Below are 13,246 nucleotides of genomic sequence, written 5' to 3' on the forward strand. Positions count from 1 at the left end.
GCGGCCCGGGCCGGCCGGCTCATTCGAGCTTCACCCCGGCGCGGCGGATCACCTCGGCCCAGCGTGCGCGCTCCGCCTCGAGGAAGCCGGCGAATTCCGCCGGTTGGTTGCCGGCCGGCACGGCCCCCTGGTCGCGCAGCAGGCGCGCCACCTCGGTATCGGCAAGCGCCGCCGTCGCCGCGCGGTGCAGCGCCGCCAGGGCGGATGGCGGGGTCCCCGCCGGCGCCAGCAGCCCGTGCCAATTGTCGGTCATCACCGCGGGCAGGCCGATCTCGGCCATGGTCGGCACCTCCGGCAGCAGCGGGTCGCGCGCCTTGCCGCCGATGGCGAGCGCCCGCAGCGCGCCGGCGCGGACATGCGGCAGCAGGATCGGCAGGTCGGCGAAGCCGAGCTCCACCTCCCGCGCGACCAGCGCCAGGGCGAGCGGGGCGCCGCCCTTGTAGGGCACATGGGTCAGCCGGATGCCGGTGGCGAGTTGCAGCAGCTCGCCCGCCAGATGCGGCATGCCGCCCGGCCCGGTCGAGCCGTAATTGAGCTCGCCCGGCCTCGCCTTCGCCGCCGCGACCAGCGCCTCGACGCTGCGCCAGGGCTGCGCCGCCGGCACCACCAGCGGCTCGTGCACGATGACCGCGAGGCTGATCGGCGCGAAGTCCCGCGCCGCGTCATAGGGCATGGCCGGCTGCAGCGAGGGCGAGATGACCAGGCCGCCGGCGCTCCCCATGCCGATGACATGCCCGTCCGGCGGCGCCTTCGCCACCGCGTCGAGCCCGGTGACGCCGCCCGCGCCCGGCCGTGCCTCCACCACCACCGGCTGGCCGAGTTCGGCCGACATCCGCGGCACCAGCAGCCGGGCGATGATGTCGCTCGGCCCGCCGGTGGCGAAGGGGACGATCAGGCGGAGCGGCCGGCTGGGAAAGGGCGCCGCCAGGGCCGGGCCGGGGACGCGGGCGGCGGCGAGGGCGGGCAGCGCCAGCAGGGCGCGGCGTCGAAGGCGCATGGTTCCTCCCCCAGGGGTCGTCGCCGGGGCTTTCATGGCCCTCGGCGGGCTGCGAGTATGGCCCCCGGCCGCCGGTCCCGGCGAGGGCCGGCGGCCCAAGCGAGAGGGACAGGACCCGGCCCATGCGCATCACCGCCGTCACCGGCCACATCCTCAGCAGCCCCTTCACCTATGGCGGCCCGCCGGGGCCGGGCGGCAACCTGCATCTGCGCGACATCGACACGCTGCTGGTGCGGGTCGAGACGGATGCCGGCATCACCGGCTGGGGCGAGGCCTTCGGCTTCAACCTGGTGCGCACCACGCGGCAGGCGCTGACCGAGCTCATCGCGCCGGTCTGCCAGGGCGAGGCGGTGGCGGACATCGCCGGGCTGATGCGCCGGCTGCAGCGGCGCCTGCACAATTTCGGCCGCAACGGCGCCGTCACCTTCGCGCTCTCCGGCCTCGACATCGCGCTCTGGGACATCGCCGCCAAGGCGGCGGGGAAGCCGCTGCACGCGCTGCTCGGCGGCGCGCGGCGGGAGCGGGTGCCGGCCTATGCCAGCCTGCTGCGCTACGGCGAGGCCGGGCATGTCGCGCGCAACACGGCCGAGGCGATCCGCCGCGGCTACCGGCGCATCAAGCTGCACGAGGTCGATCTCGGCTGCATCCGCGCGGCGCGCGAGGCGGCGCCGGCCGAGGTGCCGCTGATGCTCGACATCAACTGCGCCTGGGACAGCGTGGACCAGGCGGTCGGCTTCTGCCGGGCGGTGCAGGGGATGAACGTGCGCTGGGTGGAGGAGCCGGTCTGGCCGCCGGAGGATTTCGCCGCCATCGCCGCGGTGCGCCGGGCGGGCGGCACCGGCATCGCGGCCGGCGAGTGCCTCGGCAGCCCGGAGAGCATCGGCACCATGCTGGCGGCCGGCGCGGTGGATGTCGTGCAGCCGAGCGTGACGAAGGTCGGCGGCCTCTCGGCCATGCTGGCGGTGCGCGACCTCGCGGCCCGGCACGGCGCGGCGCTGGTGCCGCACTGCCCCTATTACGGCCCCGGCCTGCTGGCGAGCCTGCATGTCCTCGCCTGCGCCGCGGTCGAGGAGCCACTGGAATACTATTTCGCCGATCTCGCCCAGCCGCCCTATCCGGCGCTGATCCCGCGCGAGGGCTTCGTCGCCGTGCCGCAGGGACCGGGGCTTGGGCTCGAGATCGACCCGGCGGTCCTGGCCGGCGCGGGCTGAGCGCGAAGCGCCGCCGCCCCGGTTGTTCGCCGCCGCCCGATCGGCTGTAAACGCCGTCGCATGATCGGATCGCTCTCGGCCCCGGCCCTCGCCGCGGGGCTGCTCGCCGGCTTCGTCGGCTTCGCCTCCTCCTTCGCCGTGGTGCTGCAGGGCCTCTCGGCCATGGGGGCGAGCCCGGCGCAGGCGGCCTCCGGCCTGATGGCGCTCTCCATCGCCATGGGGCTTTGCGGCATCGTGCTCAGCCTGTGGCGGCGCATGCCGATCAGCGTCGCCTGGTCGACGCCGGGCGGGGCGCTGCTCGCCGCCTCGGCCCTGCCGGCGGGCGGCTTCGCCGAGGCCGTCGGCGCCTTCCTCCTCGCCGGGGCGCTGATCCTGCTGGCCGGGCTGTGGCGCCCGCTCGGCCGCGCGGTCGCCGCCATCCCGCCGCCGCTGGCCAATGCCATGCTCGCCGGGGTGCTGCTCGGCCTTTGCCTGGCGCCGGTGCGGGCGCTGGTGGAGGCGCCGCTGCCCGGCCTCGCCATCCTGCTCGGCTGGGCGCTGGTCGGGCGTGTCAACCGGCTGCTCGCCGTGCCGGCGGCGGTGCTGATCGCGGTGGTCGCCATCGCCCTGACGGTGTCGCTGCCGCCCGGCCTGCTCGCCGCGGCGGGGCCGGCGCCGGTGCTGGTCGCGCCGCAATTCTCGCTCGCCGCCCTGGCCGGCATCGCCCTGCCGCTCTTCCTCGTCACCATGGCGTCGCAGAACATCCCGGGCATGGCGGTGCTCACCGTGAACGGCTACCGGCCGGCGCCTGGGCCGCTCTTCGCCGTCACCGGCCTCTTCACCCTGGCGGCGGCGCCCTTCGGCGGCCATGCGGTCAACCTCGCCGCCATCACCGCCGCGCTCTGTGCCAGCCCCGAGGCCGATCCCGACCCGCGGCGGCGATGGCAGGCGGCGGTGGTTGCCGGGGTGGTCTACATCCTCTTCGGCCTGCTGGCCGGCACGGCGACGCGCTTCGTCGGCGCGGCGCCGCCGATCCTGATCCAGGCCGTGGCCGGCCTCGCCCTGCTCGGGGCCTTCGCCGGGGCGTTGCAGGCGGCGCTGGCGGCGGCCGAGACGCGGGAGGCGGCGGTGATCACCTTCCTCGTCACCGCCTCGGGCCTCACCGTCTTCGGCATCAGCGGCGCCTTCTGGGGGTTGCTGGCGGGCGGGGCGATGCTCGCCCTGCAGCATCGGCGCGGCTGAGCGCCCCGGCTATTCCGCCTTCACCCCGGAGGCCGCCACCGCCTCGCGCCAGGTCGCGGACTCCGTGCGCACCAGCACGGCGAAATCCTGCTGCGAGGTCCAGGCCGCCCCGGCGCCCTGCGTCGCCAGGCCGTCGCGCACCGGCGCCGCCGCGCTCGCCGTCCTCAGCGCGGCCGAGAGCTGCGCCGCGATCGCTGCCGGCAACCCGCGCGGCGCGACGGCGCAGTACCAGTTCTCGGCCAGCAGATGCGGGAGGCCCGCCTCGCCGGTGGTCGGCAGCGCCGGCAGCGACGGGCTGCGTTGCCGCGCGGCGAGGGCGAGGGCGGTGATGGCGCCCGCCTTGATATGCGGCAGGATCACGGGCAGGTCGGCGAAGAGGAGCTGGATCTGGCCGGCGACGAGATCCGTCACCGCCGGCGCGGCGCCGCGATAGGGCACGATCTCCGCCTGGATGCCGGCCTGGCTGCGGAAGCGATGCGCCGTCAGGTGGCTGATGCCGGCCGCGCCGGCCGTGCCGATGTTGAGCGTGCCGGGGCGGCGGCGGGCCAGGTCCAGCAGCGCCGGCAGGCTGTCCAGGCCGAGGCCGGGATGCGCGACCAGCGCCTCCGGCACCGTCGCCACCACGCTGAGCAGCGTGACATCCTCCGGCACCCGATAGGGCATGCTGGGCTGGGTGTGCGGCGCGATCACCAGCGAGCCGCCATCGACGATGCCGAAGAGGCTGCCATCCGGCGGCGATTTCAGGACGAAATCCGTTCCCACCACGCCCGAGCCGCCGGCGCGGTTCTCGACCAGCACGGTCTGGCCGAGGGCGGCGGTGAGGGCCGGGGCGTAGAGGCGGGCGATGATGTCGTTCGGCCCGCCGGGCGGGTAGGGGACGATGGCGCGGATCGGGCGCGCGAGCCAGCCGGTCGCCGCCGCATCCTGGCTCTGGCTCTGGCCCTGGCCCTGGCCCTGGGCCCGGGCCAGCGACAGCGCCGGCAGGGCGCCGAGCAGCGAACGTCGCCGCATGTCCTGTCCTCCCCATGCGTTCCGCGACGCATGGTGCCCGCCGGTCCGCCCCGCTGCCAGAGGCGGCGGCGCCGGCGGCCGGGCGCCAATCGGACCCGTCGCTGCCCGGTCGCGGCGTCACCCCGGCCGGCCGTGGCGCCCCAGGGCCGGCGGGGACGCGCCGGAGCCCCCGCAGCGCCGCGAAGCGGCTTCGGAGCGTTCTCAATCGAGCGGCAGGGCGTAGGGGTCGAAGGCCGGGTCGGGATCGGCGTAGGGATAGGGCGGCGGCGGCTCGGGCGCGGCCTGGGGCAGCGGGGGATAGGCCGCCGCGGCCGCCCGCTCGCGGTCCAGCCCGTCGCCGACCACGCCGCCGAGCAGCGCCCCGGCGGCGGCCCCCCCGAGCACGCCGAGGCCGCGGTCATGCGGCCCGGCGGCGACGCCGCCGATCAGCCCGCCGGCCAGGGCGCCGGCCGCGGCGCCGGCCCCGGCATTCGGGCCCAGCGGCGGCGCCTGGCCATAGGGCGGATAGGCGGGCTCCTGGACATAGACGCAGCCGCCCAGGGCCAGAGCGAGGGCGAGGAGGGCAGCACCGATGGGGCGGACGCCGGTCATGCGCCGAGCCTGCCGCCCGCCCGCGGCCGTCCCGTGGCGCGACGATGGCGAGGCCGGGGCAGGCGAGGCGGCTCGACAGCCCGGCGCCGCCGGGGGAGAAGCGGGGATCCCCAGCCAGGCGGACCGGCCGTGTCGAACCCCCAGCGCCCGCAGGCGCCGCTCCTCGAGATCCTGCGCGTCTTCGGCGCCATCGGCATGGCCAGCTTCGGCGGCGGGCTGCCGGGCTGGATGCACCGCGAGGTCGTCGAGAAGCGCGGCTGGATGGCCGAGGAGCGCTTCCTCGCCGGCATCGCGCTCGGCCAGGTGCTGCCGGGGCCGAACAGCGTCAACCTCGCCCTCTATATCGGCCAGCAATTGCGCGGCTGGGCCGGCGCCGCCATGGCCTTCCTCGGCATCCTCGGGCCGCCCTTCCTGTTCATCCTCGCCCTCACCCTGCTCTATGGCTGGGCCGGCAGCGTCGCCGGTCTCGGCGTGGTGCTCTCCGGCGTCGCGGCCGCCGGCCTCGCCAACTCGCTCACCGTCGGCCTGCGCACGGCGCGGCGGATGCGCGGGCTCTGGTCCTGGGCGGTGGTGCTGGCGACCTTCCTCGGCGTCGGCGTGCTGCGCCTGCCGATGATCCCCGTCATGCTGGTGCTCGGCCCGGTGAGCATCGGCCTCGCCTGGCGGTTCGCCCGGCATGCCTGAGCGGCTGCTCGCCCTCCTCCTGGTCTTCGCGCCGCTCTCCCTGGTCTCGCTCGGCGGCGGCCCCTCGATCTTCGCCGAGATGCAGCGCCAGGCGGTCGAGGTGCATCGCTGGATGCCGGCGGGGATGTTCACCGACCTCTTCGCCATCTCGCGCGCCGCGCCGGGGCCCGGCTCGCTGATCGGCGCGCTGGTCGGCTGGCAGGCGGCGGGCTTCGCCGGCGCGCTGGTCGCGGCGCTGGCGCTCTACCTGCCCTCCTCGCTGTTGCTGCTCGGCATCGGGCATTGGTGGCACCGGCGCGGCGACGGGCCGGCCCGGCGGGTGGTCGAGCGCGGGCTGGCGCCGCTGGCCGTCGGGCTGATCTTCGCCGGCGTGCTGACCCTGCTGCGCGCCGACGGCGCCGGCTGGCTGGAACTCGTGACGCTCGGCCTCAGCACCCTGGCGCTGCTGCGCGGGGTCAGCCCCTACTGGGTGCTGCTGGTGGTCGGCCTCGCCTATGCGACGCTGCAGCAGGCCGGGGCGATCGGCAGCGGCGGTTGACGCGGGCCGGGCCTGGCCCGAGACTGCGGCCCGAGCACACACCCGAAATCAAGAACTTACGGAGGGGAGCCATGGCCGGAGAGCCGCAATTCGTCGAGCATGCGCGGGACGGCGACATCCACGTCCTCCGCATCGCCAATCCGCCGGTGAACACGCTGCGGACCGAGGTCCGCGCCGGCCTGCTGGACGGCATCCAGGCGGCGACGCGCGAGGGCGCGCGGGCCATCGTGCTGATGGGGTCGAACCGCGGCTTCTCGGCCGGGGCCGAGATGACCGAGTTCGGCAAGCCGCGGAAGCCGCCCTCGCTGCCGGAGGTGTTCGACGCCATCGAGCAGTCGAAGGTGCCGGTGATCGCCGCGATCCACGGCAATGCGCTCGGCGGCGGGCTGGAGCTGGCGCTCGCCTGCCATGCCCGCGTCGCCTCGCCGGGCGCGCAGCTCGGCCTGCCGGAGGTCAAGCGCGGCTTCGTGCCGGGGGCGGGCGGCACGCAGCGCCTGCCGCGGTTGATCGGGCTCGAGGCGCTCCGCCTCATCGTCTCCGGCGAGTCGGTGACGCCGGAGGAAGCCCAGCGCCTCGGCTTCGTCGATGCGGTGCTGGGCGGCGACCTGGAGCATGCCGCCATCGCCTGGGCGCGGGAGAATGCCGGGACGTCCTTCACCCTGGCACGCAACCGGACGGACCGGATCGCCGGCTACGACGCCGCGCAATTCGACGAGGCCGCCAAGAAGCTCACCGCCCGCAGCCGCGGCCAGGAAAGCCCGCTCGGCTGCGTCGCCGCGGTGCGCGCCGCCTTCACCATGCCCTTCGAGGATGGGCTGAACGTCGAGCGCGAGCAGTTCACCCGCCTGGTGCAGGGCGAGCAGAGCCAGGCGCTGCGGCACATCTTCTTCGGCGAGCGCGAGGCGCAGCGCATCCCCGACCTGCCAGCGGAGGCGAAGCCGCTGCCGGTGAACCGCCTCGTCGTCATCGGCGGCGGCACCATGGGCGGCGGCATCGCCATGTCGGCGGCGAATTTCGGCCTGCCGGTGACGATGGTCGAGACCTCGGAGGAGGCGCTGCAGAAGGGCCTCAAGCGCTGCGAGGCGAATTGGGAGCGCACCGTGAAGTCCGGCCGCCTCTCCCAGGCCGAGTACGAGAAGCGCCGCGCCCTGCTCTCCGGCACCACCGACTTCGAGAAGGCGGTCGGCGAGGCCGATCTCGTCATCGAGGCGGTGTTCGAGAACATGGCGGTGAAGAAGGAGGTCTTCGCCCGGCTCGACAAGGCGGCGCGGCCGGGCGTGGTGCTCGCCTCCAACACCTCGACCCTCGACATCGACGAGATCGCCTCGGCGACGCAGCGGCCCGAGCTCGTCATCGGCATGCACTTCTTCAGCCCGGCCAATGTCATGCGGCTGCTGGAGAACGTGAAGGGCAAGGCCTCTAGCCCGGCGACCATCGCCACCGCCACCGAGGTGGGCAAGCGGATCGGCAAGCTGCCGGTGCTGGTCGGCAATTGCGACGGCTTCGTCGGCAACCGGATGACCGGCAAGCGCGGGCCGCAGATCGAGAAGCTGCTGCTGGAGGGCTGCCTGCCGCAGGATATCGACCGGGTGATGGAGGGCTATGGCATGGCCATGGGCCCGCTCGCCACCGGCGACCTGGCCGGGCTCGATATCGGCGCGGCGGTGCGTAAGGCGCGCGGCACGGTGGCGCCGGTGGCCGATGCGGTGGTCGCCGCCGGGCGGCTCGGCCAGAAGACCAGCAAGGGCTATTACGACTACGACGAGAACCGCAAGCGCATCCCCTCGAAGGAGGTCGAGCAGATCATCCTCGATCTCGCCGAGAAGATGCAGGTGCGGCGGCGCAAGATCGAGGATGGCGAGATCCTGGAGCGGGTGCTGCTGCCGATGGTGAACGAGGGCGCCCGCATCCTCGAGGAGGGGATCGCCTATCGCCCCATCGACATCGACGTCATCTTCGTCAACGGCTTCGGCTGGCCGGCCTTCCGCGGCGGGCCGATGTTCTTCGCCGACCGGATCGGGTTGAAGGCAGTGCGCGACAAGCTGGCGCATTACGCCGAGACGACCAACGACCCGAACCTGAAGCCGGCGGCGCTGATCGAGCGGCTGGCTAAGGAGGGCGGCAGCTTCGCCACGCTGAAGGGCGCCGCGAAGGGCTGATGAGCGAAGGCCGGCCCTTCCCCTGGGAGGCGGTCTATCCGCCCAGGCTCGATTGGGGCGTCCCGATCGAGCCGGGCACGCTCGGGCAATTGCTGGCGCGCAGCGCGGCCGAGTTCGGGCCGCGCGTGGCGCTGCGCTACCGCGATGCCGCGATCCGCTACGAGGAGCTGGCGGCGATGGCGCGGCGCGTGGCGGGCGCGCTGCTCGCGCTGCCGGCGGCGCGCGACGGCGTCGCGCTGCTGCTCGGCAACACCGCCTTCCATCCGGCGGTGGTCTTCGGCGCGGCGCTCGCCGGGCTGCGGGTGACGCAGCTCTCGCCGCTCGATGCGCCGCGCACCCTTCGCCACAAGCTGCGGGACAGCGGCGCGCGCGTGCTGGTGACGCTGGCGCAGGAGGGGCTGCTGCGGCTCGCCGGCCTGCTGCGCGCCGAGGGGCTGGTGGAGGTGCTGGCGGTCGGGGACGACGCGCAGTGGGGGGAGGGGCCCGCCTCAGCGCCGATTCCCGCCGAGGCGGTGCGGCTGGAGGACTGGCTGGCGGCCGCGGCGCCCGCCGCCCTGCCAGCGGTGCGGCCCGGCGACGTCATGCTGCTGCAATACACCGGCGGCACCACCGGCCTGCCCAAGGGCGCCATGCTCACCCATGGCAACCTGACCGCCGCTTGCGCGCAATACGGGCTCTGGAACGGCGGCCGCGGGCCGGAGGCGGAACGGCGGCACCGCCGCGTCATCTGCGTGCTGCCGCTCTTCCACATCTATGCCTTCACCGTCGACCTGCTGGTGTCGCTGGCCCGCGGCGACGAGATGCTGCTGCATGCGCGCTTCGACGCCGATGCCGTGCTGCGCGACATCGAGGAGCGGCGGGCGAGCGACATGTGCGGCGTGCCGACCATGTGGATCGCGCTCGCCAACCACCCGCGCATCGACCAGGCGGATCTGTCCTCGCTGCGCGGCGTGGCCTCCGGCGGCGCCGCGCTGCCGGCCGAGGTGGCGGCGCGCTTCGAGCGCGTCACCGGCATGCGCATCGGCGCCGGCTGGGGCATGACCGAGACGGCGCCGGCCGGGACCAGCCAGCCCAATTGGGAGGGCGCGCCGAAGCGGCCCGGCACGATCGGCGTGCCGCTGCCGGGGATCGAGATGCGCATCGTGGCCTTCGACGACCCGGGACGGCCGCTGCCGCCGGGCGAGACGGGCGAGATCGCGGTCCGCGGCCCCAACCTCTTCGCCGGCTACTGGCGGCAGGCCGAGGCGACGGCCCAGGCCTTCCGCGACGGCTTCTTCCTCACCGGCGATATCGGGCATATGGAGCCGGACGGCGTCTTCGTCCTGACGGACCGGAAGAAGGAGATGATCCTCTGCGGCGGGTTCAACGTCTATCCGCGGATCATCGAGGAGGCGATCCACGCCCATCCGGATGTCGCGGAATGCGCCGTCATCGGGATCGCCGATGCCTATCGCGGCCAGGCGGCGAAGGCCTTCGTCACCCTGCGGCCGGGCGCCGTGCCCTTCACGCTGGAGGGGTTGCAGGTCTTCCTCGCCGACCGGCTCGGCCGGCATGAGATGCCGGCGGCGCTCGAGATCCGCGAGAGCCTGCCGCGCACGCCGGTCGGCAAGCTGGCCAAGCTCGAGCTGATCGAGGAGGAACGGCGCCGGGCCGCCGATTGAGAGACCGAGTCACAGGGAGAGAGCCATGGAGTTGCGCTTCAGCGAGGCGGAGCAGGCCTTCCGGAAGGAAGTCCGGGAGTTCATTGCGAAGGAACTGCCGCAGGAGACGCGCGAGCGGATGCTGGCCGGCAAGTCGCCCACCAAGCAGATGGTGGTGGACTGGCAGCGCAAGCTGAACGCCAAGGGCTGGGCGACGCCGGAATGGCCGCGCGAATGGGGCGGGCCGGACTGGACCCTCGGCCAGCGCTACATCTTCCGCGAGGAGCTGCAGCAGGCGCCGGCGCCGCAGCCGCTCGCCTTCAACACCAATATGTGCGGCCCGGTCATCGCCGAGTTCGGCACCGAGGAGCAGAAGCGGCGCTTCCTGCCGCGCATGGCCAATCTGGACGACTGGTGGTGCCAGGGCTTCTCCGAGCCCGGCGCCGGCTCCGACCTCGCCGGGCTGAAGACCCGCGCGGTGCGCCAGGGGGACCATTACATCGTCAACGGCCAGAAGACCTGGACGACGCTGGCGCAGCATGCCGACTGGATCTTCCTGCTGGTCCGCACCGATCCGGCGGCGAAGAAGCAGGAGGGTATCTCCTTCCTGCTCTGCGACATGAAGACGCCCGGCATCACCGTCCGCCCGATCATCACCATCGAGGGCGGGCATGAGGTGAACGAGGTCTTCCTCGACGACGTGAAGGTGCCGGTGGAGAACCTGGTCGGCGAGGAGAACAAGGGCTGGGACTGCGCCAAATTCCTGCTCGGCAACGAGCGTTTCGGCCAGGCCCGCGTCGGCGCCAGCCGCGAGCGCATCCGTCGCCTGAAGACCATCGCCTCGACCGAGAGCATGGATGGCGGCCGGCCCCTGATGGAGGACCCGGATTTCGCCCGCAAGGTGACGGAGATCGAGGTCGAGCTGAAGGCGCTCGAGATGACGGTGATGCGCGTCATCGCCTCCGAGAGCAAGCGCAAGGACAAGAAGCCCGACCCGGCGACCTCGGTGCTGAAGATCAAGGGCACCGAGATCCAGCAGATGTGCTCCGAGCTGCTGATGAAGGCGGCCGGGCCCTATGCCTGGGTCGATGGCGACCCGGAGGCCGAGGGCAGCAACGACATCGACGTCGCGCCCGACTGGGCCTTCGGCCTCGCCGGCGTCTACTTCAACTGGCGCAAGCAGTCGATCTACGGCGGATCCAACGAGATCCAGCGCAACATCATGGCCAAGGCCTTCCTGGGACTCTGACGCACATGGATTTCGATCTGACCGAGGAGCAGCGTCTCCTCCAGGACAGCGTGGCCCGGCTGCTGACCGACCGGTACGGCTTCGAGCAGCGCAAGGCCTTCATGCAATCGCCGGAGGGCTGGAGCAAGGAGATCTGGGCGCAGTATGCCGAGCTCGGCCTGCTCGGCCTGCCCTTCGCCGAGGATGAGGGCGGCTTCGGCGGCAGCAACGTCGAGACCATGCTCGTCGCCGAGCAGCTCGGCAAGGCGATCGCGCTCGAGCCCTGGATCCCGACCGTGGTCACCGGCGGCGGCTTCCTCCGCCACGGCGCGACGGCCGAGCTGCGCGCCGAGCTCGTGCCGCAGATCGCCGGCGGCGAGCTGCGCCTCGCCTTCGCGCATACCGAGCGGCAATCGCGCTACGACCTGAACGACGTGGCGACGACGGCGAAGCGGGACGGCTCCGCCTGGGTGATCAACGGCCGCAAGGGCATGGTCATCCACGGCGACAGCGCCGGGAAGCTGATCGTCACCGCCCGCACCGCCGGCGGCCAGCGCGACCACAAGGGCATCGGCGTCTTCCTGGTCGATGCCACGGGGCCGGGCGTCACCCGCCGCGGCTACCGCACCGTGGACGGGCAGCGCGCCGCCGAAGTGGAGTTCTCCGGCGCCCAGGCCGAGGCGGTGCTCGGCAGTCCGGAGGACGGGCTGCCGCTGGTCGACCAGGTGGTGGACGAGACCATCGTGGCGCTCGCCGCCGAGGCGGTCGGCTGCATGCAGGTCGCGCATGACATGACGATCGACTACATGAAGACCCGCAAGCAGTTCGACCGGCCGATCGGCAGCTTCCAGGCGCTGCAGCACCGCGCCGCCGACATGCTCGTGCAGCTCGAGCAGGCGCGCAGCATGTCCTACTTCGCCGCCATGGGCGTCGAGGAGCGCGACCCGGTCGAGCGGCGCAAGAACATGGCCTCGGTCAAGGTGCAGATCGGCCGCTCGGCGCGCTTCGTCGGGCAGCAGTCGATCCAGCTGCATGGCGGCATCGCCATGACGATGGAATATGCCGCCGGGCATTACTTCAAGCGGCTGACGGTGAACGACGCCATGTTCGGCGATGCGGATTATTGGCTTCGCTACCTGGCCAGCAGCGGCGGCCTGGTCGCCGCCGCCTGAGGCCTCTGGCGCGGCCGGCCCTTGTCGTGGCCGGCCGGCTTGCCAAGGTGAGGCACGGGCGGCCGGCGGCGGCCGCCCGCGCATGGGGAGACCTGAGTCATGATCCAGCTCGGCCAGACTGCACCGGATTTCGAGGCCGATACCACCCAGGGCCGCATCCGCTTCCATGACTGGCTCGGCGGCGCCTGGGGCGTGCTGTTCAGCCACCCGAAGGACTACACGCCGGTCTGCACCACCGAGCTCGGCGAGACGGCGCGGCTGAAGCCGGAATTCGACCGTCGCGGCGTCAAGGTCATCGGCCTCTCGGTCGATCCGGTGGACAGCCATGCCGGCTGGGAGGCGGATATCGCCGAGACCCAGGGGCATGCGGTGAACTTCCCGATGATCGCGGACCCGGAGAAGCAGGTCGCCAACCTCTACGGCATGGTGCATCCGGATGCCGATCCCAGCATCACCGTGCGCACCGTCTTCATCATCGATCCGCAGAAGAAGGTGCGGCTCTTCATGGTCTATCCGCCGAGCACGGGGCGGAATTTCGACGAGATCCTGCGCGTCATCGACAGCCTGCAGCTCACCGACCGCGCCAAGGTGGCGACGCCGGTGAACTGGCGCCCGGGCGAGCGCGGCATCATCCCGCCCTCCATCCCGGATGAGCAGGCGAGGACGCTCTTCCCGCAGGGCTGGGAGGCGAAGAAGCCCTATCTGCGTTACGTTGAGGTGAAGTAACGGCTCCAGGGGTCTTGCGCCGGAGGGAGCGTTGCGGTTGCATGCGTGCATCGCAGGACGAGACGCGA

At 73.1% G+C, this 13,246-nt stretch carries 12 protein-coding genes; 9 read left to right on the forward strand and 3 right to left on the reverse strand.

The window, feature by feature from the left end; all coding sequences use genetic code 11:
• Nucleotides 1-19: 19 nt before the first annotated feature.
• Nucleotides 20-997: a Bug family tripartite tricarboxylate transporter substrate binding protein gene (locus DOO78_RS04455; RefSeq protein ID WP_111468513.1), complete on the reverse strand. Its 978-nt coding sequence runs from the start codon at nt 995-997 to the stop codon at nt 20-22.
• Nucleotides 998-1,119: 122 nt separating this feature from the next.
• On the opposite strand from DOO78_RS04455, the gene DOO78_RS04460 reads away from it, so the two are divergent.
• On the forward strand, nt 1,120-2,208 hold the full coding sequence (locus DOO78_RS04460; RefSeq protein WP_111468514.1) for a mandelate racemase/muconate lactonizing enzyme family protein: 1,089 nt from the start codon (nt 1,120-1,122) through the stop codon (nt 2,206-2,208).
• A 60-nt stretch (nt 2,209-2,268) separates the two neighbouring features.
• Entirely contained in the window at nt 2,269-3,429 is a 1,161-nt protein-coding gene (locus tag DOO78_RS04465) for a benzoate/H(+) symporter BenE family transporter (RefSeq protein ID WP_111468515.1), read from the forward strand.
• A 9-nt stretch (nt 3,430-3,438) separates the two neighbouring features.
• On the opposite strand, the gene DOO78_RS04470 is transcribed toward DOO78_RS04465, so the two are convergent.
• Together DOO78_RS04470 and DOO78_RS04475 are read right to left on the reverse strand one after the other, a co-directional pair.
• On the reverse strand, nt 3,439-4,440 hold the full coding sequence (locus DOO78_RS04470; RefSeq protein ID WP_111468516.1) for a Bug family tripartite tricarboxylate transporter substrate binding protein: 1,002 nt from the start codon (nt 4,438-4,440) through the stop codon (nt 3,439-3,441).
• Nucleotides 4,441-4,641: 201 nt separating this feature from the next.
• Nucleotides 4,642-5,031, reverse strand: coding sequence for a glycine zipper domain-containing protein (locus DOO78_RS04475; RefSeq protein ID WP_111468517.1), 390 nt, complete (start codon nt 5,029-5,031; stop codon nt 4,642-4,644).
• Between the two features lie 129 nt (nt 5,032-5,160).
• On the opposite strand from DOO78_RS04475, the gene DOO78_RS27355 reads away from it, so the two are divergent.
• The 7 genes from DOO78_RS27355 (at nt 5,161) to DOO78_RS04510 (ending at nt 13,178) form a co-directional block, all read left to right on the forward strand.
• Nucleotides 5,161-5,715, forward strand: coding sequence for a chromate transporter (locus tag DOO78_RS27355; RefSeq protein WP_165838714.1), 555 nt, complete (start codon nt 5,161-5,163; stop codon nt 5,713-5,715).
• Entirely contained in the window at nt 5,708-6,253 is a 546-nt protein-coding gene (locus DOO78_RS04485; protein ID WP_111468519.1) for a chromate transporter, read from the forward strand. The genes DOO78_RS27355 and DOO78_RS04485 overlap by 8 nt, the downstream gene beginning before the upstream one ends.
• A gap of 71 nt (nt 6,254-6,324) precedes the next feature.
• Nucleotides 6,325-8,412, forward strand: a complete 2,088-nt coding sequence (locus DOO78_RS04490; RefSeq protein ID WP_111468520.1) for a 3-hydroxyacyl-CoA dehydrogenase NAD-binding domain-containing protein — start codon at nt 6,325-6,327, stop codon at nt 8,410-8,412.
• Entirely contained in the window at nt 8,412-10,073 is a 1,662-nt protein-coding gene (locus DOO78_RS04495; RefSeq protein ID WP_111468521.1) for an AMP-binding protein, read from the forward strand. Before DOO78_RS04490 ends, DOO78_RS04495 begins: the two co-directional genes overlap by 1 nt.
• Before the next feature lie 25 nt (nt 10,074-10,098).
• On the forward strand, nt 10,099-11,301 hold the full coding sequence (locus DOO78_RS04500) for an acyl-CoA dehydrogenase family protein (protein WP_111468522.1): 1,203 nt from the start codon (nt 10,099-10,101) through the stop codon (nt 11,299-11,301).
• A 5-nt stretch (nt 11,302-11,306) separates the two neighbouring features.
• Complete coding sequence (locus tag DOO78_RS04505; protein WP_111468523.1) at nt 11,307-12,452, forward strand: acyl-CoA dehydrogenase family protein; 1,146 nt, start codon at nt 11,307-11,309, stop codon at nt 12,450-12,452.
• A gap of 99 nt (nt 12,453-12,551) precedes the next feature.
• Nucleotides 12,552-13,178, forward strand: coding sequence for a peroxiredoxin (locus DOO78_RS04510; RefSeq protein WP_111468524.1), 627 nt, complete (start codon nt 12,552-12,554; stop codon nt 13,176-13,178).
• Nucleotides 13,179-13,246 lie beyond the last annotated feature (68 nt).

Source organism: Roseicella frigidaeris (assembly GCF_003258945.1).
Taxonomy (GTDB): Bacteria; Pseudomonadota; Alphaproteobacteria; order Acetobacterales; family Acetobacteraceae; genus Paracraurococcus; species Paracraurococcus frigidaeris.